At 51.7% G+C, this 25,929-nt stretch carries 28 protein-coding genes and 3 tRNA genes; 10 read left to right on the forward strand and 21 right to left on the reverse strand.

Going from position 1 to position 25,929, the window contains the following annotated elements:
* Positions 1 to 229 (forward strand): citrate/2-methylcitrate synthase (locus VMW85_06390; GenBank protein HUT27656.1); only part of this gene is annotated, 229 nt, incomplete at its 5' end.
* A 331-nt stretch (positions 230 to 560) separates the two neighbouring features.
* Here VMW85_06390 and VMW85_06395 read toward each other — a convergent pair.
* From VMW85_06395 to VMW85_06405, 3 genes are all read right to left on the reverse strand, one after another.
* Positions 561 to 758: a hypothetical protein gene (locus VMW85_06395; GenBank protein HUT27657.1), complete on the reverse strand. Its 198-nt coding sequence runs from the start codon at positions 756 to 758 to the stop codon at positions 561 to 563.
* Positions 759 to 948: 190 nt separating this feature from the next.
* Positions 949 to 1,503 carry a GNAT family N-acetyltransferase gene (locus VMW85_06400; protein ID HUT27658.1) on the reverse strand — a complete coding sequence of 185 codons (555 nt, stop codon included), beginning with the start codon at positions 1,501 to 1,503 and terminating at the stop codon, positions 949 to 951.
* A gap of 298 nt (positions 1,504 to 1,801) precedes the next feature.
* Positions 1,802 to 3,877 (reverse strand): hypothetical protein, encoded by a 2,076-nt coding sequence (locus tag VMW85_06405; protein ID HUT27659.1) that lies wholly within the window; start codon positions 3,875 to 3,877, stop codon positions 1,802 to 1,804.
* A 558-nt stretch (positions 3,878 to 4,435) separates the two neighbouring features.
* Here VMW85_06405 and VMW85_06410 point away from each other — a divergent pair.
* Complete coding sequence (locus VMW85_06410; GenBank protein ID HUT27660.1) at positions 4,436 to 4,780, forward strand: hypothetical protein; 345 nt, start codon at positions 4,436 to 4,438, stop codon at positions 4,778 to 4,780.
* A gap of 49 nt (positions 4,781 to 4,829) precedes the next feature.
* On the opposite strand, the gene VMW85_06415 is transcribed toward VMW85_06410, so the two are convergent.
* From VMW85_06415 to VMW85_06430, 4 genes are all read right to left on the reverse strand, one after another.
* Positions 4,830 to 4,904: transfer RNA gene (locus VMW85_06415), tRNA-Ile, on the reverse strand.
* Between the two features lie 216 nt (positions 4,905 to 5,120).
* The gene (locus VMW85_06420; GenBank protein HUT27661.1) at positions 5,121 to 5,543 is read right to left on the reverse strand and encodes an S-adenosylmethionine decarboxylase; all 423 of its coding nucleotides are present in this window, start codon (positions 5,541 to 5,543) and stop codon (positions 5,121 to 5,123) included.
* A 192-nt stretch (positions 5,544 to 5,735) separates the two neighbouring features.
* Entirely contained in the window at positions 5,736 to 6,236 is a 501-nt protein-coding gene (locus VMW85_06425; GenBank protein ID HUT27662.1) for a hypothetical protein, read from the reverse strand.
* Positions 6,233 to 6,676: a hypothetical protein gene (locus VMW85_06430; GenBank protein HUT27663.1), complete on the reverse strand. Its 444-nt coding sequence runs from the start codon at positions 6,674 to 6,676 to the stop codon at positions 6,233 to 6,235. The genes VMW85_06425 and VMW85_06430 overlap by 4 nt, the downstream gene beginning before the upstream one ends.
* Before the next feature lie 133 nt (positions 6,677 to 6,809).
* Between VMW85_06430 and hmgA the strand changes: the two genes are divergently transcribed.
* The 6 genes from hmgA to VMW85_06460 all read left to right on the forward strand — a co-directional run bounded on the left by hmgA (position 6,810) and on the right by VMW85_06460 (position 12,138).
* Positions 6,810 to 7,964 carry a hydroxymethylglutaryl-CoA reductase (NADPH) gene (gene hmgA, locus VMW85_06435; GenBank protein ID HUT27664.1) on the forward strand — a complete coding sequence of 385 codons (1,155 nt, stop codon included), beginning with the start codon at positions 6,810 to 6,812 and terminating at the stop codon, positions 7,962 to 7,964.
* A 75-nt stretch (positions 7,965 to 8,039) separates the two neighbouring features.
* Positions 8,040 to 9,695, forward strand: coding sequence for a phenylalanine--tRNA ligase subunit beta (gene pheT / locus VMW85_06440; protein ID HUT27665.1), 1,656 nt, complete (start codon positions 8,040 to 8,042; stop codon positions 9,693 to 9,695).
* 5 nt (positions 9,696 to 9,700) lie between these two features.
* Positions 9,701 to 9,787: transfer RNA gene (locus VMW85_06445), tRNA-Ser, on the forward strand.
* Positions 9,788 to 9,862: 75 nt separating this feature from the next.
* On the forward strand, positions 9,863 to 10,219 hold the full coding sequence (locus tag VMW85_06450) for a VOC family protein (protein HUT27666.1): 357 nt from the start codon (positions 9,863 to 9,865) through the stop codon (positions 10,217 to 10,219).
* A 280-nt stretch (positions 10,220 to 10,499) separates the two neighbouring features.
* Positions 10,500 to 10,742, forward strand: coding sequence for a hypothetical protein (locus tag VMW85_06455; GenBank protein HUT27667.1), 243 nt, complete (start codon positions 10,500 to 10,502; stop codon positions 10,740 to 10,742).
* A 373-nt stretch (positions 10,743 to 11,115) separates the two neighbouring features.
* Positions 11,116 to 12,138, forward strand: a complete 1,023-nt coding sequence (locus VMW85_06460; GenBank protein HUT27668.1) for a uroporphyrinogen decarboxylase family protein — start codon at positions 11,116 to 11,118, stop codon at positions 12,136 to 12,138.
* A gap of 31 nt (positions 12,139 to 12,169) precedes the next feature.
* Here VMW85_06460 and VMW85_06465 read toward each other — a convergent pair whose 3' ends face one another.
* The 10 genes from VMW85_06465 to gvpD form a co-directional block, all read right to left on the reverse strand.
* The gene (locus VMW85_06465) at positions 12,170 to 12,454 is read right to left on the reverse strand and encodes a ribbon-helix-helix domain-containing protein (protein HUT27669.1); all 285 of its coding nucleotides are present in this window, start codon (positions 12,452 to 12,454) and stop codon (positions 12,170 to 12,172) included.
* 193 nt (positions 12,455 to 12,647) lie between these two features.
* A complete protein-coding gene (locus tag VMW85_06470) occupies positions 12,648 to 13,703 on the reverse strand; it encodes a uroporphyrinogen decarboxylase family protein (protein HUT27670.1) in 1,056 nt (351 codons plus the stop codon).
* 424 nt (positions 13,704 to 14,127) lie between these two features.
* On the reverse strand, positions 14,128 to 15,090 hold the full coding sequence (gene yjjX, locus VMW85_06475; protein HUT27671.1) for an inosine/xanthosine triphosphatase: 963 nt from the start codon (positions 15,088 to 15,090) through the stop codon (positions 14,128 to 14,130).
* On the reverse strand, positions 15,087 to 15,281 hold the full coding sequence (locus VMW85_06480; protein ID HUT27672.1) for a DUF2116 family Zn-ribbon domain-containing protein: 195 nt from the start codon (positions 15,279 to 15,281) through the stop codon (positions 15,087 to 15,089). The genes yjjX and VMW85_06480 overlap by 4 nt, the downstream gene beginning before the upstream one ends.
* 37 nt (positions 15,282 to 15,318) lie before the next feature.
* Positions 15,319 to 15,906: a tRNA (pseudouridine(54)-N(1))-methyltransferase TrmY gene (gene trmY, locus VMW85_06485; protein ID HUT27673.1), complete on the reverse strand. Its 588-nt coding sequence runs from the start codon at positions 15,904 to 15,906 to the stop codon at positions 15,319 to 15,321.
* Positions 15,903 to 17,246 carry a signal recognition particle protein Srp54 gene (locus VMW85_06490; GenBank protein HUT27674.1) on the reverse strand — a complete coding sequence of 448 codons (1,344 nt, stop codon included), beginning with the start codon at positions 17,244 to 17,246 and terminating at the stop codon, positions 15,903 to 15,905. Before VMW85_06490 ends, trmY begins: the two co-directional genes overlap by 4 nt.
* A 264-nt stretch (positions 17,247 to 17,510) precedes the next feature.
* Positions 17,511 to 18,380 carry a phosphoserine phosphatase gene (locus VMW85_06495; protein ID HUT27675.1) on the reverse strand — a complete coding sequence of 290 codons (870 nt, stop codon included), beginning with the start codon at positions 18,378 to 18,380 and terminating at the stop codon, positions 17,511 to 17,513.
* A 118-nt stretch (positions 18,381 to 18,498) separates the two neighbouring features.
* Positions 18,499 to 18,867 carry a winged helix-turn-helix domain-containing protein gene (locus VMW85_06500; GenBank protein ID HUT27676.1) on the reverse strand — a complete coding sequence of 123 codons (369 nt, stop codon included), beginning with the start codon at positions 18,865 to 18,867 and terminating at the stop codon, positions 18,499 to 18,501.
* Between the two features lie 50 nt (positions 18,868 to 18,917).
* Positions 18,918 to 19,259, reverse strand: coding sequence for a helix-turn-helix domain-containing protein (locus VMW85_06505; GenBank protein HUT27677.1), 342 nt, complete (start codon positions 19,257 to 19,259; stop codon positions 18,918 to 18,920).
* 61 nt (positions 19,260 to 19,320) lie between these two features.
* Entirely contained in the window at positions 19,321 to 20,856 is a 1,536-nt protein-coding gene (gene gvpD / locus VMW85_06510) for a gas vesicle protein GvpD P-loop domain-containing protein (protein HUT27678.1), read from the reverse strand.
* 140 nt (positions 20,857 to 20,996) lie between these two features.
* Here gvpD and purB point away from each other — a divergent pair, with 140 nt between their 5' ends.
* Positions 20,997 to 22,346, forward strand: a complete 1,350-nt coding sequence (gene purB / locus VMW85_06515; GenBank protein HUT27679.1) for an adenylosuccinate lyase — start codon at positions 20,997 to 20,999, stop codon at positions 22,344 to 22,346.
* A gap of 63 nt (positions 22,347 to 22,409) precedes the next feature.
* On the opposite strand, the gene VMW85_06520 is transcribed toward purB, so the two are convergent.
* On the reverse strand, positions 22,410 to 22,793 hold the full coding sequence (locus VMW85_06520) for a hypothetical protein (protein ID HUT27680.1): 384 nt from the start codon (positions 22,791 to 22,793) through the stop codon (positions 22,410 to 22,412).
* 339 nt (positions 22,794 to 23,132) lie between these two features.
* On the opposite strand from VMW85_06520, the gene VMW85_06525 reads away from it, so the two are divergent.
* Positions 23,133 to 23,226: transfer RNA gene (locus VMW85_06525), tRNA-Ala, on the forward strand.
* Between the two features lie 177 nt (positions 23,227 to 23,403).
* Here the strand turns inward: VMW85_06525 and VMW85_06530 are convergent.
* The 3 genes from VMW85_06530 to VMW85_06540 all read right to left on the reverse strand — a co-directional run bounded on the left by VMW85_06530 (position 23,404) and on the right by VMW85_06540 (position 25,918).
* Positions 23,404 to 23,718: a hypothetical protein gene (locus VMW85_06530; protein HUT27681.1), complete on the reverse strand. Its 315-nt coding sequence runs from the start codon at positions 23,716 to 23,718 to the stop codon at positions 23,404 to 23,406.
* 236 nt (positions 23,719 to 23,954) lie between these two features.
* A complete protein-coding gene (locus VMW85_06535; protein ID HUT27682.1) occupies positions 23,955 to 24,908 on the reverse strand; it encodes a hypothetical protein in 954 nt (317 codons plus the stop codon).
* Between the two features lie 128 nt (positions 24,909 to 25,036).
* Positions 25,037 to 25,918: a glycine betaine ABC transporter substrate-binding protein gene (locus VMW85_06540; GenBank protein HUT27683.1), complete on the reverse strand. Its 882-nt coding sequence runs from the start codon at positions 25,916 to 25,918 to the stop codon at positions 25,037 to 25,039.
* Positions 25,919 to 25,929 lie beyond the last annotated feature (11 nt).

The raw sequence follows: 25,929 nt of genomic DNA on the forward strand, positions 1-25,929 counted from the left end.
CGTTCACGAGAGGAAGAACATCTACCCCAACTTGGATTTCTACGCTGCAGTGGCCATGGACGCCATGGGGGTGCCCAAGGAGTTCTTCACGCCATTTTTCACCTCGAGCAGAATAGCGGGCTGGGTCGCTCATACGATAGAGCAGTATGAGGACGCGGTCCTCCTCCGTCCATCGTCAAAATACGTGGGGGAGTTCGGAAGGACCTTCGTGCCGATCGAAGAGCGATGAGAGACCGCCAATATTCCTCTAAGAGGGGGTATCCCAGAGCAGGGATGTTCCCCTGTATCACGCAAAATTCATAACGCGTGTCCTCCCAGAACTCCCCCCCGACATCTACCAAACCGTCCGGACGACCTTCATCCTCAGGATGCTCTTTGTACTATTACGCTCACAAGAGGATGCATCTCTCCACACAACGAGTGCCGAAAGGGCGTCGATCGGCCGAATGATCCGCTAAGTGGGAGAAATAGACCGACGTTTACGGTTTCATTGAAAAAAGATCGGCGATATGGCGAACATCCGATGGCATATCGGCGAACGCTTCATAGAGAGTGTAGAATCACTTTTCGAAGACCATGCCGTTTATCAGGCGCTGGCTCTTGATCATCTTGCCGCATTTGGGGCAGTTGAGGTTGACCCGGGTCACTTCCGCGCCCTTCAACTGGTCCTTGAGCAGGTTATCATAGAACATCAGGTTGCCTGGTTCCCGGACCAGCTCCTCTTCCTTCCCTTCCCAATCGCAACTATAGCATTTCACCAAAGGTCTCACCGCCTAAGACATGCCCTCGTTCCAGGTTTGTCTTAGTGTTGGCATTCCCGGAATGGACATCTGGAGGAAGCTCAAATGATGTTACGAGTATGTACCGTTTGTCCCTCATCCCTAGATGGTCCACGGCCATTTCAGTTCACGACCATCGATTTAGCGGGAGGGCACCGAAGAACGAACCTCATATCTTTTCCGCAAGTTCGGCGAGGCGGTTTCCTTCCACTCGGTAGACGGTCCAATCGGACATCGGCCGCGCGCCCATTCTCTCGTAGAAGGCGATGGAGGAGGTGTTCCAATCCAGACACCACCAGTCCAACCTTTCGCATCCGCGCTCCATGGCTATCCCGGCCAGGCAGGCGAACATGGAACGACCAAGGCCCAGGCCGCGGCAGTTCTCATCGACGAAAAGGTCCTCCAGGTACAGGTTGGCCTTGCCCAGAAAAGTAGAGAAGTTGTGGAAGAACAAGGCGAAGGCCACCGGCCTTCCCTCCAGCTCTCCGATGATGACCTCCGCCTGTCGTTTTACGAAAAGGGAATCGCGGAGCACATCCTCGGAGGCCTCGACCTCGCTTGAAAGTCCTTCGTATTCGGCAAGTCTTCTAATGAATCGCAGTACGAGGGAGACGTCATCAGGTTGAGCGAAGCGGATGATGAACCCTTTTGTGGACGTTTCGAACGTTTCTTTTCCTCTTTTCACATGCTCACCGCCCTTCCCCCGTTCCCATGCGTTCATCATGGCGAGATGAACGAACTTGGAAATAACATATCGGTGGTTCGTCCAAGGTGCATGGGAATAGCATATGGGTGCAGTAATGAAGCGAAATGTAGAGTTAAGGTCGGCCAATATTAAGCAACATGTCCGGTGGCAAACTTCTGATTCAATGCCCCTCAATTTTATTTGCTTTTGCCCAGTAGGACATAACCTCAATATCCATACAGCCGTTCACCACACGATCTGAATAAAATGAAGGATGGAAAGGGTTTGCACCTTCATCGCACACGCTGGTCGATCGGTTCGCCGGCGCTGGGTCCGTTCACAGGTTCTCAACGGCCCATATGCCCCCCCAGTAACCATAGGGGTTACCATAGGTGTCGTTCGTAACCGTAATGAATGATATATCTGTACCAACACTCAGTCTAGTCGACATTTTCAAGCCAGCAAGGTATGACCACCATTCATATTGTTCAGCCGCGTCAACGGAGAACCAACCCGTGTATGGTGATATGGCGTTGGTGACCGTGGGGGACACCAGAACATACTGCCCTGCCGGTAGCGCCCCGAGATCATAGGTGAACAGGTGGTAAACAAAATTCGTGTTCGCCTTTTGGACCGTCTTATGCACGCTCACTGGTGTTATCAGGTCGTCAGATTCGGCATTCCTGAACACTGGCATAGGGTCTGTCATGTTCTGGTTACTTGTCGGCGGGAATACCAATATCCTCACCACAAACTTGCCCGTGCCGTTGAGCAGGACGTCCGCGAAGTGGTCTGCCCTAGGCAGGATCTCTGCGACGGATGGCATGCTATGGCCATATAAGGACTGCCAGTAATTTTGCGTGATCTCGTAGTTCGTTGCGGGTATGGGTCCCATATTAGGGAACTCCAATTGAGCCCTCGGTTCGGCATTAATGACCAGTCTCTCCACCTGGCTTATGAATAGATCGATCTGGTTCTGGATCATCGGTTTCCAATAGGTGTCTATATAGCTTTGGACGAGGACGGACTCATTTCTAGCATTATGCGCTTCTGCTATCATCGTGAGGCCTCTCACTTCATAGATAAGGAGCCTCTCGAAGTAAGCTTCGAAGCTCAGATAGATGGACATAACCTTGTCCCGGTATGTTCTACCGTAGAGCGAGTTCCCCGTCGGGTCCTGCTGATAGAGCTGATCGATCAAATTGTCGACCATTACCTCGAGCAGCCCTTTCTCATCACCGAGAACATGGCCTTTCACTATCTTGTCGAGAACGTCCAATGCGTTATATATGCCGCTTGTAGGGTTGGTCACCCCGGAGATCCATTCATTTATTGTTATTTGAGAGACCACCCCAGGGGTGGTCGCCGCACACGTGACGAGCGTGGTGTACGAGGAGTCTATCTTCGACAGCGCGTTGTAAGCTGACAATTGGCTCATCCTCAGCTGCAGCTCAGTGTTCACCGTGTTCAGTGCATTTTTCAGTTCTGCAATGCTCGCGCTGATTTGGTCCAAGGTGTTCGAGATTTCGACGAGCTTTTTGTCCATCTCAACAAGTTTATCGTAGGTCTGGTTCAGCTTATCGGACAATGCGTTCAATTGTTCAGCGGTGTAGTCTTCTTGTTCCTCTTCCCCGAGGCCGAGCACACCCATTACCCAGCCCATTATCGGTTCCATGAACGTACCCGTCACTTTGCTAGCGATCCCGCTAAGGGCTCCCTTCGCCAGGTTGGTGAAGATAAACTTGAATGCCTCGAAGGCGAGCCCGCCAGACAATGAAGGGCCTTTGAACGGATGGGTCTGTCCATCTCCGATCTGTGCGGTCAGTGTATCAATATAGGCGTTGAAACTGCCATTTTGGTCAGCTTCTTCCAAGAATTTTTGACAGCTAAATAATGATGTCGATGCGCTCGGACAGTTGATAATAGAGGTTATGTTCAGTTCTGATGGCATCTCCAAAAAGGCATGCACCGCTTCTCCAGCCTGAGTGATGGTCGAAGTTGGATTCTTGTCACCGTAGGAGGCTACTAATGTCGTTATTACGTTTATCGCGTAGGAACTCGTTTGCTCGTAGTCTTCCACACAGCGGACCAATGTTCCATTGAATGGGACGTCGTTCGTGGTTCCGCCGGTTGCGGTGATCTTAAACCCGCTGGGGACGTTTTTTAGCCATGGCCATGTAACCTTTTCTATGAAAACACCTTTGCTTGAGGTGGCATTTTTTGCTTCATAGACCTTGTCCCCATCATCATCGTAGACCGAGATCGTTGCTCCGACCAATGGTTCGTCAGCATAAGCGACACCGAGTAATGTACTATCCTTCGATGGTGTCATCAACCAGATCAGTGTCCCAGAGCTCACTATCAGCAAAAAAACAATTACGACTGCCAGCAACTTCACTTTAGCATTTTCCAAGCCCTCTCCCCCTTATCTGATTTGATAATATTTTCGCAAAAAGTACTAATAATTATGCATATATTCTATATTATATATAATAATAAAATAATTTATCAACTAGACTAATAGATGACCGAATCCTTCGTCATAGATCAGATTACCGTTTCAGGCCCAGTGGAACCTCTCTTTTCTATCGAATATCAAGGAAATGGTGAAATCCAATATCGCGTTCAAACGGACTCCCCTTCAATGAAAATAATTGATCACATGAAAATATGGTGAATGGGATCGCCCTTCGATCTCATGAACGCACATTGCTCAATAATGGAATGAGATAAATTAAAAGTGAAAAGGATGAGGAAGCTAGAGGGGTTGAAGGACGCCCCTCGCAACTTCGAGGTCCGCAAGGACGTGGTGATCATCCCGTTGAGGGGGGACACGTAGGCCCTCCTGGACGACATAGACATCTTGAAGGAGCTGATGAACGCTAGCTTGCAGCTGGTAGCGATAAGGAAGGCGAGGAAGTAGCTGGGGCCGGGAATAGCGGGTCCCGAGCACCTGGTGATCTACTATCACATGCGGAAGCTCTCGGGATACTCGGACAACGGCCTCGACCGGGTGATGGAGCGCGCGGTGGCGCGCTCAGGCATCGACAAGCCCGGGCGTCATCACCGAAACCGCAGGACATGGGGCAGGTGCACCATGGAAGCGGCCGGCAAGGACAATCAGAAGGCGCTGCTGATCGTTTCGGAGACCTACGGGCACGAGGCCTCAAGCAGACGAGGAAAGTACCTAAGCCTCGCGATAAACGAGCAAGAGGATGTGCAGGAAAAGCGCTCGGAATACATGCAGCGGATCCGGGAGAGGGTGAAGAAAGGATTGCCTCCGGAGAAGGACTTCTCCATGAGAATCTCCCGATAGTTAAGGTGCCACCTTTCCGCATTTCGGAGGGTGAGCCAGATGAGATGGATGGGCCCAAGGTGATTCGAACACCTGACCTCCCGGTTATCAGCCGGGCGCTCCAACCAGGCTAAGCTATGGGCCCAAGTAAAGTGGCGAATGCGGCATTCAATTTTAAACCTTTCCATTGTCCTGGTATGCCATGAGAAAATTTTAACCGAATTTTTAGGTATAAATTATTAAAATTATTATTTTTTGACCGATCCGCCGAGCAAAATTGGAAGAGAAGAAGACCAGTCTGCGGCCGGAGCCGCATCCTGGGGTATTAAAGAATTTGGATTCTGTAGTTCAGGGAGGCGTTTTATGTCCTGAAGACAACGGAGTACTCCATCTCCTCTGCGCCGAAGTAGTTCTGGCAGAACTCTGCGGTCTTCTTGGGGGGATATTCTCGGCAACTGAAGACATCGAGGAACGCGCGGTTGGTGTCTTCAGCGAAATGACCGGAGATCATGGAGGTTTCGATCAGTTGGGCCAGAGAGTATCCCTCAACCTTGGGGATGGGGCCGAACCGGACCACTATGGGGTCTCCGAACCTCTTCATTTTTATGTACTCACAAAGGTCGATGGCGAATTGGGAAATGACCTCTTTGCTACGGATTTTATCCGGATCACATTTTCTCAGGTCTATGGAGGTGAGCAATCCCCACTCGTCGTCCTTAACATATTTCTCCAACACTTCTTCGTCATTTAGAAGCTTACCTGCCCTGGGACTCATGCTGTACATTTCTGGTAACGCCCTCTAGGTGATACACACCTTAAATCCACCGCATGAACGCTTCTGATATTAAACCTTAACCCGTAGCTATATGTAGGAATGAAGGATTTTGACCCTGAAAAATGAAAATAAAGAATGAACCTTTATTTGATAACCCTGTATATTTATTAAAAAAAATTTGAACAGGTCCTTTTTCCACCGCTATCGTTCGAACGGACCGATAAAAAGACCCAAATCCTCGGCGACCTCCGAGAGCGGGATCCCTTCTTCGGGAAGATCTAGCATCTCGACGATGCTGTTTGTTAGGACCGCTCCCCGACTTTCCGAAAGATAACCCAATCCCACGGTCTCGCCGACCTCGACTATTTCAAGCCAAGGCAGTTCGTTGCGCATCATCTCCACACCGGTGCGGCAGGTCAGTGGGATCAAGTGGGTGGCCTTTTCCGCCATCATGCGAAAATCCGCCCTATCTAACCTTTTTCTGATGACGCTTTTGAAGCAGGAAACGGTCGATACCTCACCGCCCACTACTTCCAGGCCGTCCTCGGAAAGCATGGAGCAAAGAACCTTCGTGGCTTCCTTACCACCGAATCCGTTGCAGAGCCTGGCGCAGGTATTGCAGCTCCACACCAGTACGCGGGCGTCCCTCGGCAGGAATGCTATCAAGGAGTGATAGTCCAACCTTCGCAGGGTCATGATCATCGAATCGTCTCCGTGTTGAGCGAGGGGAACTGTGCTCCTCGAGAGGTCTCATACCCGGCGAAGGGAAACAACAAGGTGGCCGAACTGGTCTCTGGGTCATAGGACCCTATTCCCAGGGTGGTGTTGGTGGGCACTATCACTGCGTCAGGCCACGTCTCCTTGGCGCTGATCAGTCCGGAACTGCAGGCCATCAGGACGATGGTCTTTGTAGGATTGCGTCCACGCAACTGCTCTTGAATACAGACCTTGGTCACCAGCTCCTTGCCTACCACAGTGACACCGTTATTGTTCAAATGAAATGCCAGATGGTCCATGGCCAATCGTCCCCCGGTGCCGCAGTAACGGGTGCAGGTATTACAGCTTAGGATAGTGACCTCCCTGGCAGTAGATAGCTGTTCCAACGTATGCTCCAGTGGTTTCCCCTCAGTGATGCTGACCATGGGATATCGTCTTGAACGATCAACGTTCGAGAGTTGGGACGGTCAACAATGCCGCAAGAATAAGAAATTTTGGGAGGCCGAGAACACGAACCGCGGCGTGAAGGTTATCTAATACCATCATGATTCCATGGTGATGAGCTCGACCAACGGTCTCAGGAACAAGGGGAAGACCCGCACGGACATGGATGACCGGCGCACGGCCGTGGAAGAATTCACAGGCGCCCGCCTGGAACATTCCAAGAACTGCTCCTTTGATCCGATCGTCGCTGAGAAGAACGTCGAGAACATGATCGGGTGTACCCAGGTCCCTCTGGGCTTCGTTGGACCGTTAGCGGTCCGCGGTGACTATGCCCAAGGGGAGTTCCTGGTGCCTCTGGCCACCACCGAAGGGGCATTGGTGGCGTCGGTCAACCGCGGAGCTTCCATCATCACCGCCTGCGGAGGCGCTGAGGCATTGATAATCAAGGATGAGATGACCCGGGCACCGGTGTTCCGTACCAAAGGCGTTCGCCATGCCAAAGAGGCGACGGACTGGGTCAACGAGCATTTCCAGGAGATCAAGGCAGCTGCCGAATCGACCACCAGCCACGGAAAGCTGGTGAAGGTGCGGGCCTTCGCCTCTGGACGTTCTTTGTTCCTCCGATTCTCCTATGACACCGGTGATGCCATGGGCATGAACATGTCCACCATCGCCACTGAATCCGCGTGCAGGCTCATAGAAGAAAAGGTCGGCATCAAGCTGATATCCGTTTCCGGCAATATGTGCGTTGACAAGAAGCCGGCCGCCATGAACTTTATAGATGGTCGGGGAAAGTCAGTGCTAGTGGACGTGAGGATACCGGAGGAGATGGTCAGGACGAAATTGCACACCTCCCCGGATGCCATGGTGGAGACCTGTTACCGTAAGAACTTGATCGGGAGCGGTTTGTCACTATCTTACGGATCGAACGCCCACGCCGCAAACATGCTGGCCGCACTTTACATCGCTACTGGGCAAGATGCCGCACAGGTGGTCGAGGGCAGCATGGCCAGCACTACCTGTGAGCTGTGCGAGGAGGGGGTTTACATCTCAGTGAGGCTTCCCTGCCTCGAGGTAGGTACCGTGGGCGGAGGGACCCGCCTTCCGTGCCAGAGCGAGGCACTCAGCATGATGGGTTGCTTGGGCGCCGGAAAGGCAAAGAAGTTCGCCGAGATCGCCGCCGTCCTGGTCTTGGCCGGGGAACTGTCCACTCTTGCAGCACAATCTGCCGGAGAACTAGGCAAGGCCCACAAGGCGCTGGGACGCTGATCGACATCAAGATAGGGCTGCCAAGGCTGGGGCTTAAAAACCCTCATATACCTCCAACCTTATGGTCCGGATGTCATGCCAGTTATCAATTTCAACCTCGAGGACCTGAGGTCCCTCATAGGTACTACACTGGAAGACCGAGAGGTCCTGGAACGCATACCTATGATCGGGGCCGACTTCCACGACTTCGACCCGGTGACCAAGGAAGCGTCCATCGAGTTCTTTCCCAACCGTCCAGACCTATATTCGGTCGAGGGAATGGCTCGAGCTCTGCGGGCATTCTTTGACATTGAGCTGGGATTGCGCACCTACGACATGGCATCATCGGACATCGTACTGAAGGTCGAACCTTCCGTGAAGAACGTCCGCCCGTTCGTTGTCGGAGCCATCATCCGTGACGTGACATTGGACGATAAGATCATTCGCTCCCTTATGGAACTGCAGGAGAAATTGCATCTGACAGTTGGTCGCAAGAGGGCCAAGGTGGCGATAGGGGTCCACGACATGGACAAGGTCACACCGCCCTTCGTCTACCGGGCAGTCGCTCCTGATTCCATCAGCTTCGTACCATTGGCCAAGGAAGAGGCCATGACCCTGGCCGAGGTACTGGAGAAACATGAGAAGGGAAGGGACTACAAGCATCTGCTGGAAGGAAAGGAGCTATACCCCGTCATCCTGGACAAGAACAATGAGGTCCTCTCCTTTCCCCCGATAATCAATGGGAGGTTGACCACCGTGACCACTGAAACGAAGAACCTCTTCATCGATGTGACCGGCACGGATCAGAACACCATCAGTGGTGTGCTGAACATTGTCTGCACCTCCATCGCCGAGAGGAACGGGGTCATCCAGACCATCAACCTCCGTGGGGAGGAGAAAGGCATAACGCCTAACCTACGTCCAAAGCAATGGCTCGTGGACGTGGACCGAACGAACGCCTTGCTGGGATTGGACCTGGAACCACTGTCCATGTGCCAATGTCTGACCCGCATGGGCTATTCCGCTGAACCGAAGGGGCGCAAGGTGAAGGTGTCCTCATCCCCCGTGCGCATGGACCTTATACATGTCGCCGACGTCGTCGAGGACGTGGCCATCGGCTACGGGTACGAGAACTTCGGTAACTCAAGGCCGGTCTTCAGTACCATCGGCGGCGAACGTAAGATGGAACGCGTGGCCGATCTCGTACGTCAGATGATGGTCGGGTTCGGTTACTGGGAGGTGACCACGTTGACCCTGTCGTCCATCGAAGAGCAGTTCGCCAAGACGCACTTCCCGGAGGTCGAGGTGGTCGAGGTGCTAAACCCGGTCAGTGAGGACCATAACTGTTTGAGGGTGCAATTGATACCCTCTCTCTTGACAGTGCTTCGCCGGAGCAAGCACCGCGACCTTCCCCAGCGCATATTCGAGGTAGGGGACGTGGTCATCTCCACCAAGAGGCGCAAGCACTTGGCCATCATGGCTATACATTCCAAGGCCGGTTTCACCGAGATGAAGTCCCTGGCCGAGGGCGTATTGAAGGAACTGGGAGTTCAGTGCTCGCTTCATCCCGGCGACATGGGCATGTTCATACCTGGCAGGTGTGCGGTCGTCATGGTCAACGGACGGAACGTGGGGCATTTCGGTGAACTGCATCCCCAGGTCATCGTCGACTATGAAATGGGATATCCTATCATCGCCTTCGAGCTTGACCTGCAGGACCTTATGTCCGGACGCGGAGAGAAAATCATTTAAAAAAAGCCGAGGTAGCTAAGCCTGGATCACGGCGCCGGCCTTGAAAGCCGGTGGTACCTAGTACCCCGGGAGTTCGAATCTCCCCCTCGGCGCTCCTATTATTTTACTATCGATGACCCGAAAAGGTCTATTATTCATCACCGTCTAGTTAATCTCGGTGATCGCAGATGCCCACGATAGTTCATTTCGATGTACCTGCCGAGGACATCAAAAGAGCTTCAAGGTTCTATTCTGAGCTCTTTGGATGGGAGATAGAGCCCATGCCTGGGCCGATGGAATATTATGGCATTGCCACCAAGGACCTGGAAGGAAAACCTTCGGTCGGCGGGGGGATGGGGAAGAGGCAGGAAGGGGGTGGTGGGATCGTCAATTATTTCGGGGTCGATTCGATAGATAACTACGTGAAGAAGTTGGAGGGGTTAGGGGGAAAGTTGCTCATGCCCCGGACCGAGATCCCCGGGTTCGGGTTCTTGGCGGTGTGTTTAGACACAGAAGGAAATAAGTTCGGTCTCTGGCAAAACTAATGGTGCTGTCCGTATCATCCCGCTTTTCGGCGGGTATGTTAAATTCAAGGCAAATTATTTAACATCCCATAATCTATATTCACATGCTATAAAGGCGGGGATGGATCTCGATGTACAATAATCGGTACAGAGGGAGCTTTTATGCTCATAACCAGGTCACTGGTCTGCATTGTCAGCGTGAGGGCCCCTGTCCGATACGGGATCATGCAGGTATCGCATACTCATCCAAACGTGAACGGGGGCATTCGTACTACGAACGCGCCTCGGAGGTGGGCCGGTCATGAAGGAATGCCCGCAGATGGGTCCGGACGGGAAATGTCAGGGCCTGTATTTTGGTTTCACCTGTATTGAGGACAAATGCCGAATGCAGAACCGCGAATCGCAATGCAAGTATTGCATAGGCGGGGACTATTGCCTCAAATACAACCGTTTCGGATGCGTCGGACTGGAAAATTGCGGTTCCAAGGACGAGTACATGGCGTCCCTCAGACACCCGCAGGAGAAGGCGGATATCTATCAATAGATATCTTTTCGGATGCGCGGCACCATTGATAACCAGCACCGTCCGCTCGGTCAGCATCTTGAACTTTTTTCCCTAGCTGATCATGGCATCAAACTCCAGCTTCCCAAGGCAAAAACAACGACTGAAATAAGAATGGTCAAGGGCAACGTAGCTAACGCATAGTGGGTGATCGTTTCCGACCAATCCTCGGTTACGATGTTGGTAAAAAGATTCTAATCACGACCGATTTATGAAGAAAGTATTTTCCGATTGACGAAGGGCTATTACCCTTCCATAGAACCCAAATGAATCATCATAAAAGATGACCGTTCATACGGCTTAACATTAAATTGGACACAAATAAATATAAATAAACCAACATCCTTAAAATTATGTGCATCTTACGAGAAAGGAACTTGTCCTATCCCGTATGAACGGCGAAGTGGACGATCGCGTCCCGGTACTACCACCATTTCAATCATTTTTTGCGAACAGGATTGCCGGAATTAATACTCAGGATGCCCGTAAATGCCCAGGGAAGGTGGCCAGGGCTCAGATAGACATCGCTTATCGATGCGATTTCGACGGGATAGACATGGGGGTCGATGGGTTGGCGCCCATCGAGGCCTGCGGATCGAGGGTTAGCTTTCCTGAATTTGGGTTGCCCTATACGACCGAACCGGCCATCTCAACTTTGAATGAATTGGATGAGCTACTGATACCAGATCCCGATGAGGACCACCGATTCCAAGCATCCCTGCTGGCAGCGGAGAAGATCGTCGAGGAGATCGGGAACGAGTACTTTACCCAGGCCTCTCTATGTGGTCCCATCACGTTCATGGGGGAGTTGAGGGGTCTTGACACCTTCATATCGGACCTCGATGTCCATCCTGACCTTGCCGAGGACATGATCGAATATTCCACCGCCGTTTTCAATCGGTACATCGAGGAATATTTCAGATTGGACGTTGACGCCCTGGTAATATCGGAACCGACCTGTGCGGGCGATTATCTGTCCGCAGGGCAATTCAGGAGGTTCGCCCTACCAGCCATCGATCGTTGCATCACATTATGTAAGAGGTCGAAGAAGAAGGTGATCCTTCACCTATGCGGAAGTTCAAAGGACATCCTGAAGTACATATCAGATACGGACATCGATGCCGTTTGCCTTGATGCCGACATCGCCGATATACCGGAGAACATGAAGAGAAAGACCATAATCGGGAACATATCAGGCTCTCAATTTTCCTCGGGCGATCATCATGATGTCCTTAAAGCGTCTATTAAATGCATTGATTCCATGTTAGGCGAGAGGTTCATCTTGGGTTCGGGCTGCATAATCCCACTGACATCCCGCATATCAAATCTGAGAATGCTGAAGTACGCGAGCGAGTACCACATGCTGAACCAACGATGACAGGTCGCACTTGTTAAGCGAGGACCACGAATTACTTTGATCTCTGATCATCCTTGCGGCAGGAAGGTCGAATGTCTTTATCAACGAGGTAATAAAGATAGTGTCGGGTCGCCGCCAATATGAAATCGGACCGTGATCTGAAGATATCCTCATCAACCCACCCGTCGATGCCCGTCACGAGACCTTTCGGGAGCCTCACATTGACAGCGACCCCTTCTCCGGTCCTCGTCATATCCGATATCAAGTCCTCTCCCTTATTGTGGAGATCCGAAACGATGGATATTCTTTCGTCCTCTTTACGTTCGCCCCTGCCCATGGTAACCAACTCAACGCAATCGTTGATAAATATTTAATTATAATTTGATCAATGGATACTATTACAGACCCTTAATAATATGATCCACTTATAATATTCATTTCATTAATATAATATCAATGTTTGGAGGGAAGCGAAAAGCCCATGTGTTTCGCTCCCCCCGATGTTGATGTTTCGAATCACCGTTCCATTATCATTGATAGACAGGGGTGTACTCTTCAGCAGCCGTCCTCAACATGGTGATGTTATCCCATGGTGTGTCCCTCGGGAACCCGCAAGCTGGTGCCAACACGAACCCGCCCCCATGAGCAGCTTTCTCGGTGCATGACCTGACCGATTCCCTCACCGTCTCCTTTGTTCCGTTCAACAGCGCGGTAATGGTGGGAACCGCACCTGCTACGACGACCCGGTCCCCGATCGTTCTTTTATAATGTGCCAGATCGATCTTGGAATCCACGCTGAATATGTCGACGCCCATCTCTGGGGTCAGCTTGCATACGTTCTGCGTATCCCCACAAACATGATACAGAATTGGCGTTTTATAAGCGCTCTTCAAATGAACGAAGTTGCGCATTGTCGGACCCATGGCAAAGTCGCGAAAGAGCTGTTCCGAGATCAGGTCCTCGGAGGCGACAGGATCACCTATGAGGGGGAGTTCTATTCCCGCCTCGACATACCGAGACAATATTCCTTCACATAGTTTTTCAACATTGGAGATTACTTTCTTTGCCATTTCTGGTTCCGTAATAATGTTCAACATGAGCGGCTCTGCTCCCATTAAGAACGCAGACATGGACATCACTCCCGGGACCAGCCCGGTCATGATAACGTTGTCGCCTACAAGCTCTCGGGATGGACCAACCTTATCGAACGTGCCCTTGTTCATCCACGGTGTCTGCTTCGGATCCATGGGGTCGAAGAATTCTTTAGAGTCAACATCTTCCGGTGTGGCGTAAAATAAACTTGTGGGGCTGGCGGTATTATTATCTGGTTCACTCGTTGTTTGGCCCAGGTCTTTCAGTATGCCCATGTTCTCCGTTGCGCTGACGATGATGTCGAACTTTGTGAATTTTTGTAATTCGGCCGTCGCCTTTGCCGCCACTTCTGGACTCCATCGTAAATCCTTCACCTGGAGACCGATATATCTTGCCATCAGCAATGCCTCGTCCATCTCCAGTATGCAGGCTCTGTCCACTGGTTCGTGGGCCAAGGTGGCCTCGAACCGCTCCCTTGATGTCATCTTGTTCATTTCATTCCTCCATAATTTTGTCAATCTCTTAATCGTAGATTAATGGAATGTAAAGATATATGTGTACATTAACTTTACAATAACAACGATTCTGTAAATTTATCTTCATGGACACTGACGAATCGTTCCTTAATGCTTCGTCGCAACTGTTAGGAAGCTTGAACGTGTTGAAAAGGTGACACGAAGAAAGGCGAGAAGAATTGTCCCCGTCTCGACGAGGGCGACAGGTGCAAGAGGTTTTACTACGATTTCAAGAGCTCGGGGACAATTACTAGATGACCGATCGAAATGCGGCGTGTCAACATTGCGCCAGCGGGGACCATTGCGTTTAGTACGATCATTTCAGCGGCGCGGGCTCTGAGAACTGCGGGACCGAGGGAGAGCATATGTCGTTCATCAGGAAAACCAAGGAAATGGCAGATATCTACCAATAGAGATCTTTTCGGATGCGCGGCACCATTGCCGCCAGCACCGCCTGCTCGGTGAGAGCCTTTCGATCAAGGACGCCGTTCGTCAGTATCCCGATGGCGCCTACGCCCGTCCCCTGGTCGCCTTCTTCGAACAGATCGGCGCAGGCGCTTCCTACGGAGGCCCCTTGGCGCACCTTCGCTTCTATCATAGGCGGATACCGGAATCCCATGCCATGTCCAATGGTCGCCCTTCCCATTGCGTCCACTATGACGCAGTACTGCACGTCATAGAGCCCGTCCTCCCTTTCCCAGACCCCAGCCTCCACCCCCACCCCAAGATCGTTCTGAGCTAGGCTTGACATCGCTCTCGCCATGGCCCCTTGCTCCGCTTCGCGGCCCCAGGGCTGTTCCCCCACCTCGCTAGGAACGTCCACGGTGCTCATCTCCAGTTTGGGATGGAACCTTTGAATCACCTCTCTAACCGCCGACAGTTTGACAGGGTTCAACGATCCCACTCCGACCTTTAGTGGTCTGAACAGCTTCCCTTCGGCATCGATCTCACCATCAAGTATGCGGCTGGAACTGATTGGTCTATAATCGTCCGCCAGTACGTATGGGACCACCACGATACGAACGGGGGGTAACCCGTTCCGTAATCGCAGGTCGTTTATCCGCGGACCTTGCATATGAGTCTCTTCAGAAACCACCAGCACCTCTAGTCCAGGGTCAGTTCCAGCTGTTCCCTCCTTCACGTCCAAGGGAACGATATGGAAACAAGCGCCCTTCCCCCCCAGGTGGTCCGATAGGACGGCCTCCCTTTGCAAATATGGTAGAACCGTGATCTTGTTCTCGCGGCAGTAAGTATCGCTCATCAATCCGACGGTCAGCTCCCCGCCTAATGCTATCGCCGTGTCCAACAATCGCCGGTGACCCCGGTGCAAGACGTTGAACGTCCCGCCCGTTCCGACCATCATCATAACACCGACAGTAGGAGCGCCCCCATCAAAATGAGAACGCTCACCACGTACAGGATGAGCAGCTGGCGCTTCTTTCCCTTTAGCGCGCTCTGGCTGCCCCTCTCGCAATCTTCGGAGCAGTAACGTCCTTCGCCCACGAACGCTTTTCCGCATGAGCGGCAATGCTTATGTTGGGCGATCTTTTGGTTCATGTCCCTCTCACCATTAAGAACGAATATAAACTTTAGCTCAAATAAAGCGGCGGTCCAGCTCGTTGTTCACTATGGTGATGCAGTGATCGGCGTGATAGGACACCGGACCGAGCTTCAGTACCTTCGGTTGGTACTGCAGGAGCAGCGATTCCTCGTCCGGGGTCAGGTCCATGTGGTCACTTAGAACGAAGGTCACGTTCTCAGGGATCTCCGCCAAACGTATGTCCTGTCCATCCTCCTTGAGGTACACCAGCTCCGTTTCCTGCTCCATCAGTCCCAAAACGTCCTGGAAGGAACGGGAGCTGACGTAAATTCCGGGGGTGCTACGTTCCTCAGAAATGGTGTCCTTCATCAAAGCGTTCCTGATGAGCGCTCCGGTGCTCCTCTCGTCCGGGTTCAGGTAACGCAGTTCGCTTCCCACCAGCCGTATTGTGCGGGTGGGGGTGGGCGGTCCCTGTAGAATGAGTATGACCTCCACGTCCTTGCGCAGGTCGTGGCTCAGGAAGAATGCGGAATTGACACAGCGCAATAGAACGTCCAGACGTCCGGCCCCTCCGGCAAGGTCATCCAACTTGAAGTCCGCGGCGGTCGATGCCTTATGCCCGATGACGATGAAGCGCCTCATTGCAAACCCTCGAACCCACCGCCCTGCATCTGCTTCATAAGCTGTTTTCGCAGCTTGCGGTTGCCCATGAAACCTTTCACAGCTTTCTTTGATGAATTGTACTGATGTAGTAGCTCACGTACGTTCTTGGGGTCCATACCTGAGCCACGGGCGATGCGCATGACCCGGGATGACTTGATCAGCTTGGGGTTCTCCATCTCCTCCTCGGTCATGGAGTCCATTATCGTGCGGTATCGCCTCAGGCGTTCCTGGGTCTCCTCGATGTCGATCTTCTCGTCCAGTCCGGCTCCCATGCCGGGCAGCATGGCCATAAGCTTCTTCAAGGGCCCCATGCTGGTGAGCATCTCCATCTGATCATACATCTCCCTAAGGGAGAACTTGCCCGACATGATCCTCTTGGTGGTCTCCATCGCCTGCTCCTCACTAATGGAGTCCTTCGCGGTCTCCATTAACGATTGCAGGTCCCCCATGCCTAGCATTCGTGAGATGAATCGTGATGGTATGAACGGGTCGAGGTCCTCCAAGTGCTCACCGACGCCGATGAAGACGATGGGCGCTTTTGTGCGCGAGACCGCGCTCAAGGCACCGCCACCCTTGGCCGTACCGTCCATCTTGGTCATTATGACCGATGTGACGCCCACGGCGTCATGGAAGGCCTGAGCCTGAGGTCCGGCCTGCTGTCCAACGCTTGCGTCCAAGACCAAGATGCGCTCGTTGGGCTTGGCAACGTTCGCCACGTCCTTTATCTCCTCGATGAGGTCCCCTTCCAAGGCGTGCCTGCCCGAAGTATCGATGATAATAACGTCCATTGCTTGGAACTCTTTCATCCCGGTGTCGACGATCTTGACCGCTGAACTCTCGGTGGGAACACCGTAGACCGGCACTCCGACCTTGTCACCGATCTGCTTCAGCTGATCATAGGCCGCCGGTCGGTGTACGTCTGCGGCGATGAGCCCGACCTTCAGACCTTTCTTATGGAAGTAACGGCCCAGCTTGCCTGCGCTGGTGGTCTTCCCCTGGCCGTAGAGGCCGACCATCATGATGACCTGTTTTCCCAAAGGCAAGGTCCGCTGTTCGCCCAGTATATTGACCAGTTCCTCGTAGATGATGCGGACGACGTGCTCCCTCGAGCTCTTTCCAGCAGGAGGTTTCTCAGTGAGAGCTCTGCGCTCCACCTCCTTGGTGATCTCCAGGACCATCTTTACGTTGACATCGGCCTGAAGGAGAGCCCTCTGAATGTCCTTGGACACCTCCTTGACCAGCTTTTCATCGACGTTGCTGGAGTTTACGACCTTCTTGAGGACGTCCCTCAATGACTGGCCCAATCCTTCCAATACCATTTTACGACCTATATTGACAATCAGATGAACTTAAATAACCTTTGCCCTGGGCAATTTTCAAGAACTGTAAGAAAAAGGGGTTTGGGAAGGACCAGTCCTGTCAGAAGGGATGGGATGCACTCTGAAAACCAGCCCAGACCTTCCCGATTACTACTATCTTTTCGACGATATATATAGTTTACCATTTTTCTGGCTATGCAGAAAATAGGTAAAAAATAATGGTAGCCAGTAAAAATAAAAGTTTTGATGTTAAGGGGTTTAAGATCAGAGGTAGCCGCTCTTCTGTAGGACCATAAGGTCCTCGGTGCTGAGCTTTTCTCCGCGTTTGAACTTGTCGAAGATGTCCTCAGCTTCCTTCATTGCTACGCTCTCGTCCTTTTTCTTGCGAGCCTTGCGAGCTTTCTGTCTCAGGCCGGTGATGATCTTGTCGTAATCATGCACCTGACGTATGTGGTCGATGTGCCTGCGGTGCTCTTCATCGGCCTTGCCCTTGGTCTCGATGAACTTCTCCTGGGATTCGTCCGCATCCTTACGCAGCTTGTCCGCCTCTTCGTATATCTTTATCATGGCGTCATGCTCGTTCTGGGCGCTTTCTGCCAGTTGACTTACCAACCCGTGCTGCTCTTCTGCCTTATCCTTGGCATCGCGCAGTTCCTTGATGGCGCTCTTGACCTCGTCGTTGGCCTCCAGGGACTTCTCTCTCTCGTGGATTTGGTTCTGCAGAGACTTCATCTGCTCTACAAGTTCCTTTTCCTTGTCCCTGGTCAGGGGCTTGGTCATATGGGTGAACTCCAAGCTCTTCAGGTCCTTCTTTAGCTTGGACACAGGCGGTCCATCGCGTGGAAGGTTGTCCTTCTTAAGAGACATGACGGTCTTGTTAAGCTCGCTGACCTGCTCGTTGAACTTATCGCGGGCGTCCTTTGCCGCGCGGACTTGCTCGTTCATCTTATCGCGGGTCTCACGATGCTTGGCCGCGCTGTCTACCAGCTCACGGACCTTGCCGTTCAGTTCATCCCTTTTCTGTACCCATTCTTTGGTTTTTTCATTCAATTCGTCTCTAAGACGGCGGTGCCTCTCCGCCTCGTTATTGTTGAATTGACGCTTCTGTTCGAGGTCATCCAAAAGTTCTGTCATTAACGTTCACACTCAGTACTTGAATTAAATAAGACGCAAGCCTGGACTCGACATACTGAATTTTGTTTATAACTTTTTCTATAAAGCGTTTATTTAATTCAGTACACTGGTATCGCAGTTAGCGGTCGATATCCCGGTCCTCTTCCTCTCCCAGGTCCACGTCCTGCCATTCTTGAACTGGTTCTTCATCCTTCATAGAGAAGCGAACCCTAAGTTTCCCATTATCATATTGCAATGAAGCGCTCTTGACCATGGATACATAAAAGGATACTCGGCGTCCCTGCTGAGAGAGCCTTCTCTCTGTACACACGATCAATCCAGCCAGCTCTAGATCTCTGATACGCCGGTAACAGGCAGCTATCGGTATCCCGAACTGTTCAGAGATCTGTTGAGCACTGCGGGAGCCTCGGACCGTAGCCACTAAGATCTTTACCGCATACTCATCAGTCAATAATTTGGACCTGCCAAGAAGGTCGTTCTTTCCCATCCGGGAATAGGTAATGTCCTATGGTGATAAAAATGCTGTGGCCTAGTCGCTTACCGCTGTCTGGTCATCACTGGTATATGTTTTTTAGATATCTGGTCCTTCCATTCTATCTCCACTTCGAAGTGACCATTGCGGAACGTCAGCTGTACCATCTCTACCTGGCACAGGTAATACTTTATTCGCCTTCCTTTCGAAGTATCTTCGATTCGCAGGCACTTGACCAGTCCGGCGCTCTCCAGCACGGCCATCCTCCGGTAGGCCATGGCGATAGGTATCCCGGTCAAAGCACTGATCTCCTGCACGCACCTAGCTTCTGAAAAGGTGCAGCTCAGTATCCGACCTGCGTATTCGTCAGCAACCAGGTCCGAGATGGGACGGGGACCACTTTCCATATCTGTCGTTATATCGGGCGCGCATATAATCTCCGCCACCTGGATATCATGGATGATAACCTCACAGCATAGGGACCCATCTTGTTACCCCGTCTTCCACCTCTAAGCAATGATAGACGGTGCTCGGTTTGATCCCATGGAGGACCACCGAACCGTTGACGTTCTCCAAGCGTATGTGTAAGCGGGCTTGATGGCTTAGAGATTCGATGTTCTCCGAACCATCAGTTCCTTCTATTAGCACAAAGTGTCCACCACGCCGCATGGCATCGATATGCTGCAGCAGCTTCGGCACCACATTTGTACCGTACACCGATTCCAAGGCGTCCAGGCCGATGATCGAGGCGCACGGTTCCTTCGCACCCTTCATCAGGAATTTCAACGAATCCCATCGAAGGTCATTTGCCAAGTTCTCCCCTTCCACCTTCTTTACGAAGGAATTCGTTTCGTCCACTATGTCACTGGCATCCAATATATGAAGCCCGTTCAGGGCGGAAGGTCCTCCCGCCTGAGCTATTATTGAAGGTATCTCTCGGTGGTCCAGGGTCCTCTGGGGGTACCAGATGACGCACCGACCGTGATTTAGCTGCTCCGAGACCAAGGCCAGTTCCATGCGTTCTAGGAGGTCCATGGGAACTCCCGCTCCTACTTCGAGCAGGGTCAACGAGCCTAGAGGGGCGCCCCCGAAAAGACGGTCCAGCTCGGACCATCCGAAAGAACTGCGCCCTTTGGCCAATCCTCCCTTGTCCGAACGGTCGAGCTTTATGGTGGACAGGTCCAGGTTGCGGTCCATGACCCTTACCCTCCCACCATCCAATGTGAAAAGGTATCTCCAATTTCGGATGACCGAGCCACGCAATTTCTCGATATCTATCGTTCGCACCCGGTGATCTCCAAGCACTATGTTGCGCAGGTTGATCACACCATCACCCAGATAGTCAAGGTGGCTCCGTTCCACTGTCTCCATGACGAAGATGATGTTGGTACCGGCCTTCTCCACCAGGTCCTTCTGTAAAGCGTTGACAATGCGGTTCGACGGGATACCATAATTCTCGGCCAAAGCCTCCACTGAATCCAGCACCACCAAGGTCATCTTGGGTAAATTGCTCTCTACAATATCGTAGGCCATTTCCAATTCGGGTAATAGCGAACCGAGCTCGACCACGATGGACCCGTCCAGGTGCATGGAGGACGAGTCCTCGTCCTCTAGGCCCAGTTCACCGGCCTCGATCTGCCCCTCCAATCGATTGAGCTCTCGACGGTCTACTTCCACTTCGTTCTCCACATCCTCTGTGGGCTTTACCTTTCGTTCACCCTCTTTTATCCAGGAGCGCCGCATGAATGCCATGCCAGCTCTTAGCAGCTGATTATTGCGTACCCTTTCTTTCAACCAAGGGAATTGATTGTACAGAGCGACATCCGATACTCGGGTGGATAGATAATACTCCGGCTGCTGGTCTGAAAGAACCTCGATCAACTGTAGAGCCAAAGTGGTCTTGCCAGTACCTGCCTCGCCCTTGATCAAAAGCGAGTGTCCGCCCGGCGAAAGAAGGAAATCTATTATTTCACAAGGTATTGTTCCGAGGCTCTTCTTGTTCACGTCACACCTGGCGAATAATTCCATCGAGGGATATTAATGCTATTCGCCTGGTTATCAAAGAGCACAAACATCCACGATGATAGTAAGCTTATATGCGAGGAATATCATTGCAGAATCCTATTCAATAATTGGTGCTGCAAATGTTGATCTGTCCTTTAGATTTCCGATATGGCCGTAAGGAGATGAAGACGATATTCTCCGAGGACCAAAGGATCGACCTTCAGCTCAAGGTCGAAGCGGCTTTGGCCAGAGCGCACGCCAAGGTGGGGAACGTTCCCCGTTCCGCTGCCAGGGAGATCACATCTCGGGCCTCAATATCCATCGTCACCCGGGAGAGGGTGTACGAGATCGAGAACGAGACCAAGCACGATGTCATGGCCGTTGTCAAGGCGTTATCCGAGAAGTGTGGCGAGGCTGGAAATTACGTTCATCTGGGGGCGACATCCAATGATATCATCGATACTACGACCGCCCTGCAGCTGAAAGCAGGTTTGGACATAATCGAGGAGAACCTTCGGTCACTTCTCTCGACCCTTATCAAGGTAGCAGAGGAGCACCGCGACACCATGTGCATGGGACGAACTCACGGTCAGAACGCCATTCCTACCACCTATGGGTTCAAGGTGGCCGGTTACGCCTCCGAGGTCATGAGGCATATCGAGCGTCTTCGAGAATGTCGCAAGAGGGTATGCGTTGGCAAACTTTCTGGAGCGATAGGTACCGCGGCCGCATTGGGTCCGAAGGCTCGTGATGTGCAAGCGATCATGATGAAGGACCTCGGGCTGGGGTATGAGGAAGCGGCCACCCAGGTGGTCTGCCGGGACCGTTACACGGAAATGGTCTGCTTGATGGCTAACATAAGCACTTCGTGCGAAAGATATGCGACGGAGGTGCGTAACCTGCAGCGCTCGGAGATCGCCGAGGTCGCCGAATCCTTCGACTCCAAGAAACAGGTGGGAAGTTCCACCATGGCTCACAAACGCAACCCCATAACATCGGAGAACGTCTGCGGGCTCAGCCGCATAGTGCGCGGTTTCGTCACCCCCACGTTCGAGAACATGGTGCTATGGCACGAGAGGGACCTTAGCAATTCCTCCGCTGAGAGGTTCATCATCCCTCATGTCATGATCCTCACGGACGACGTATTGGCGAAGATGGAGACGGTTTTCTGCGGGCTCACAATAAACAAGGATAACATGCTGAGGAACATCAACGCCGCCAAGGGCTTGATAATGGCCGAACCGGTGATGATGGCGTTGACGTCCAAAGGCATCGGCCGGCAGGACGCCCATGAGATCGTACGCTCCCGAAGCATGATCGCCGAGGACAAGGGCTGGGACCTTCAGAAGGCATTACTGCAGGACCCGCTGGTCAAGAAGCACTTCACCAAGGTGGAGCTGGCAGCGATCATGGACCCGGTCAACTACCTGGGGTTCGCGCCTCAGATGACCGATGATGTGATGACCAAGGCCAAGAAGTTACTAGGTTGATACCACTAGCTCGCCATCGGCCGAACGGACGATCGAAAGTTAGCGGTTCCACCAGTGATGGCATCAGCATTTGATGTGCATGATGGCCACGAACTTGGATCTCTCATCATTTACCAGTTGAATGGCGTCCGTGGTGATCCGGGCGACGTATCCATATTCTCGCAGAATCACCTTGGCGTTGGGGGTCAGGGGGAGCATGCCCTTGAAACCGGACCCTATTATGACCTTTTCAGGTCTTTCTTCCGAAAGGAAATGAAGTTCACGTTCTGAGAGGGGGACGTGAAAGTAATCACCCTTGAAATCCATTGAAGCGGTCTCGTCCCTTTCGCTCACCGTTCCATCCGTATGAATTATGATGTCTGTTTCATATCGTACATTATTGACAGTGATCCAGCGGTAATAGCCATCCACCTTGATTCCGCCGTTTGTTTTTTCCATCATCATCATCAGTTCCTTGTCTTAACACCATTGAGATAATGCTCCATATAATTTTCTAAACGCTCACGAGTTCAGAACCGATGGTCAGGGTTTCGGCACTCACCTTGTGGTTTGATGATCTCGATGGTCGGTGACAGGTCGATACGTGGTCTTGCAGACCGGACCATTTCGAATTCATCGAAGCTAGCCATTGTTCGATTTGTTGTCGATCGATGCAGGGTGATATGCATGTCAAAGTAGGGCGGTCCTCTCAATGCATCGAACCTTTTTGATGGTCTAGGCCAGTATAATGCACGTTCGTGACCTACAAAACATTATAAACATGGTTTCGATTCCTGAGTCTCACAGGGGCACTTAGATCAGCGGATGCGTCTATCCGACGCCGTTAAAGATCGCTGCCTTCGCAAGGCAGAGGCCGGGGGTTCAAATCCCCCAGTGTCCATTTTTTCATCTGGCTAACCTCGCATTTGTTCCATTTTTTCAGAAAAAAGTCACCTGGTATACTCTGGTATCAGAGTGGTATTATTTCCGGTATATCATTCGGTATTAAGGGCGGTTAATCACGGTTTAAAGAAAATGGGTCGAGCATTATGAGGATCGACCCATCTAATAATCGATTTTACTTCGCGCCCTTGATCATATTCCAAGTCTGTTTAAAGTCGAAAACAGGGAGGGTCTTGATCGTTTGGAATGACATCATCGCCTGACTCTCTGGTGTCATCATCAATCCCATCAGTGCGTCCATGCTCGGTGTATCGAACAACATATAGACCATGTGTGTTGGGTGGTCATTCCAAAATCCGATCATCTTCACACCAAATTTACTGCAATTTGTCTCCGCTGTCTCGAACCATTTAAGCGTTACCGCTCTGTATTTTTCCACATATGTAGGACAAGATTCAGGGTTGTGTTTCGCTACCTGCATCACTAACATTTGATTACCTCCTTTCCCCCATCCCAATAAAAAAAGGGGTGTTGTCTTCCCTTTATACATATGCGTGATCGGAAACGTCAAGTGTCGAAGAAAGAAAACAGGAGAAAGAGGTTTGAGTTTGGTTTCTTTTCCTCAAAGATAAGATTCTCCTATAAAGGGGGGCAAAATCATGCATGTCCAGTCATTTTTGAGTTCACGAATCCCCCCGTGTCCACCATATTTTTTCTACGATATGGTCAGCTCATATCATATTTCATAATCGCCTTGATCGCTTCGATGGTGATAAAACGGCTCTCGCTCCCCTTCTTTTCCAATCTGGTGATGAGGCGGTTGCTGAACCGACCTTCCTGCAACCATTTGCCCTTTTCGTTCCGTTTCGATGCGATGAATCGAATCGCCTCGTCCATCCGATCGTCCCGGATGTTCGCCTGAAGTAGAACGTTAATGATCTCCAACAGGTCCGTCCCCCACATATGAGGGTATCCAAATTGAAACCAATCCTTCCTGGCAGTCGATTCCAGGCCGTTTCCATCACCCCATAGGCATCGTTCGAGGATGAACTCGCAACCCTTGTGAAGCGATGAAGCGATCTCGTTGGACCTCTCCTCTGACGATACTAATGCTAAGGCCTTGACCGCTTTCACCGCCCCGGAACGGCAATCGCGAGGGCGCCAGCATCTATCATATCGATATGGCCATTCCTTGCCCGGTGGGGCTTGTGCTTCGAATCGCTGATATCTCGATATCCAGGATATACCCTTCTTGACCCGTTCGTCATTCATATATCCAAGCCTGCTCAAGGCGTATACCATGTTGGCCGTGAGGCAGGGCAGGATCCCATTCGATGTCCCTCCCTTTTCCAGATCCCCTCGGCAGGAGAATGCTCCGCTATCCCGGTGCTGGGACGCCTGAAGTATATATTCGCAGGCCTTCCGCACTCTCTCATCTCCAGGGTCCGCCCTCAGCTCTGCCAATAGGATCAGGTTCCACACGGTCCCTTTGTATTTTTCCTGATAGAAACGGTCAATACCTCCCCAATGGCCTTCCGGCATCTGTTTCTCCAGAATTCTTGGGACGGGGCCAGTGGACATTATCGTTTCCCCGGCCTCGATGACCTCCCCGTCCGTATCTGCCTTACCGAGCAGCTCGGTCATGGTGAGGTAACGGGCCGATGGATTTTCAGCGTCCATGAGCCAAGCAATTATTTCTTCATCAAGCGAACGACCCATTTCCAAACCCGATCAGAGATGGTCGAAAGGGATATTTTGTTCTATACTAAAAATAATAAAAAGGAAAATGTTTGGTAAGGAGTTCTATCTTAGCCGTTGATCCAGTAATCCACTGTCGCACTGTTGGCGTCGATCCACGTCTGTGCGGCTACGACTTCGTCAGTACCGCTCTGAATGTCGGCCATTATGGATTGGATATCATCCTGGGTCCAGCTGAACCTTTCAAGAATGGCGTATGCTTCCGGGTTATCCGTTTGGAATCCCTCACGGGCCAAGGAGTGTACGAATTCTTCACCGCCGAAGACACCTAAGGGGTCAGTCAGATACTTGAGATCCCATTCCGCGAAGGCCCAGTGGGGCGACCAAAGTGTCACAACGATGTATTCGCTATCCTCATAAGCGGCGCTCAGTTCTGCCAACATACCAGCGCTGCTGCTGGCTAATAGATCGTATCCCTCTAGTTCATACTCATCTATGGCATCCTGGGTGTTGGTCATCATTCCCGCGCCGGGGTCGATACCGACTATCCGGGAATCGAATTCGGTGGTAAAGTTAGCTAGATCGTATAAGCTGTTCACATCGGTCAGATAGGTAGGGACTAACAGTCCTATCCTGCAACCGTCTAGGTTGACACCGACATCCACTATGTCATCACCATAGGCGTCCCAATAGTTAGCCTGGGTTGCAGGTAACCATGCCGACACGCTGATGTCTAGTTCTCCGCTAGCCAAGGATTGATACATGATCCCAGCGTCAGTGTTGATCATTTCCACATCATACCCTGCTTCTTCCAGGACCAAGGTCATGACATTGGTGGAGGCTATCTCTCCGTCCCAAAGAACGTATCCGAACTTGATACTCTGTTTCTCTTCATCTGCGGGGGTCATTGCCAATACTGCGACAGCGGCAATGATCAATATCGCCACTATGGCGATAACCCCGATTAGCATTTTCTTCTGCTTTGCTTCCATATATTATTCAC

The sequence above is a fragment of the Methanomassiliicoccales archaeon genome, from assembly GCA_035527755.1.
Lineage (GTDB): Archaea > Thermoplasmatota > Thermoplasmata > Methanomassiliicoccales > UBA472 > UBA472.

Bases quoted from the DNA above. Each gene is read 5' to 3' on its own strand.
- VMW85_06400 (HUT27658.1), bottom strand. From the start codon at position 1,503: ATGATGAACGCATGGGAACGGGGGAAGGGCGGTGAGCATGTGAAAAGA.
- VMW85_06410 (HUT27660.1), top strand. From the start codon at position 4,436: ATGCGGAAGCTCTCGGGATACTCGGACAACGGCCTCGACCGGGTGATG.
- VMW85_06420 (HUT27661.1), bottom strand. From the start codon at position 5,543: ATGTACAGCATGAGTCCCAGGGCAGGTAAGCTTCTAAATGACGAAGAA.
- VMW85_06425 (HUT27662.1), bottom strand. From the start codon at position 6,236: ATGATCATGACCCTGCGAAGGTTGGACTATCACTCCTTGATAGCATTC.
- VMW85_06430 (HUT27663.1), bottom strand. From the start codon at position 6,676: ATGGTCAGCATCACTGAGGGGAAACCACTGGAGCATACGTTGGAACAG.
- hmgA (HUT27664.1), top strand. From the start codon at position 6,810: ATGAGCTCGACCAACGGTCTCAGGAACAAGGGGAAGACCCGCACGGAC.
- pheT (HUT27665.1), top strand. From the start codon at position 8,040: ATGCCAGTTATCAATTTCAACCTCGAGGACCTGAGGTCCCTCATAGGT.
- VMW85_06450 (HUT27666.1), top strand. From the start codon at position 9,863: ATGCCCACGATAGTTCATTTCGATGTACCTGCCGAGGACATCAAAAGA.
- VMW85_06455 (HUT27667.1), top strand. From the start codon at position 10,500: ATGAAGGAATGCCCGCAGATGGGTCCGGACGGGAAATGTCAGGGCCTG.
- VMW85_06465 (HUT27669.1), bottom strand. From the start codon at position 12,454: ATGGGCAGGGGCGAACGTAAAGAGGACGAAAGAATATCCATCGTTTCG.
- VMW85_06470 (HUT27670.1), bottom strand. From the start codon at position 13,703: ATGAACAAGATGACATCAAGGGAGCGGTTCGAGGCCACCTTGGCCCAC.
- yjjX (HUT27671.1), bottom strand. From the start codon at position 15,090: ATGATGATGGTCGGAACGGGCGGGACGTTCAACGTCTTGCACCGGGGT.
- VMW85_06480 (HUT27672.1), bottom strand. From the start codon at position 15,281: ATGAACCAAAAGATCGCCCAACATAAGCATTGCCGCTCATGCGGAAAA.
- trmY (HUT27673.1), bottom strand. From the start codon at position 15,906: ATGAGGCGCTTCATCGTCATCGGGCATAAGGCATCGACCGCCGCGGAC.
- VMW85_06490 (HUT27674.1), bottom strand. From the start codon at position 17,246: ATGGTATTGGAAGGATTGGGCCAGTCATTGAGGGACGTCCTCAAGAAG.
- VMW85_06495 (HUT27675.1), bottom strand. From the start codon at position 18,380: ATGACAGAACTTTTGGATGACCTCGAACAGAAGCGTCAATTCAACAAT.
- VMW85_06500 (HUT27676.1), bottom strand. From the start codon at position 18,867: ATGGGAAAGAACGACCTTCTTGGCAGGTCCAAATTATTGACTGATGAG.
- VMW85_06505 (HUT27677.1), bottom strand. From the start codon at position 19,259: ATGGAAAGTGGTCCCCGTCCCATCTCGGACCTGGTTGCTGACGAATAC.
- purB (HUT27679.1), top strand. From the start codon at position 20,997: ATGTTGATCTGTCCTTTAGATTTCCGATATGGCCGTAAGGAGATGAAG.
- VMW85_06520 (HUT27680.1), bottom strand. From the start codon at position 22,793: ATGATGATGATGGAAAAAACAAACGGCGGAATCAAGGTGGATGGCTAT.
- VMW85_06530 (HUT27681.1), bottom strand. From the start codon at position 23,718: ATGTTAGTGATGCAGGTAGCGAAACACAACCCTGAATCTTGTCCTACA.
- VMW85_06535 (HUT27682.1), bottom strand. From the start codon at position 24,908: ATGGACGCTGAAAATCCATCGGCCCGTTACCTCACCATGACCGAGCTG.
- VMW85_06540 (HUT27683.1), bottom strand. From the start codon at position 25,918: ATGGAAGCAAAGCAGAAGAAAATGCTAATCGGGGTTATCGCCATAGTG.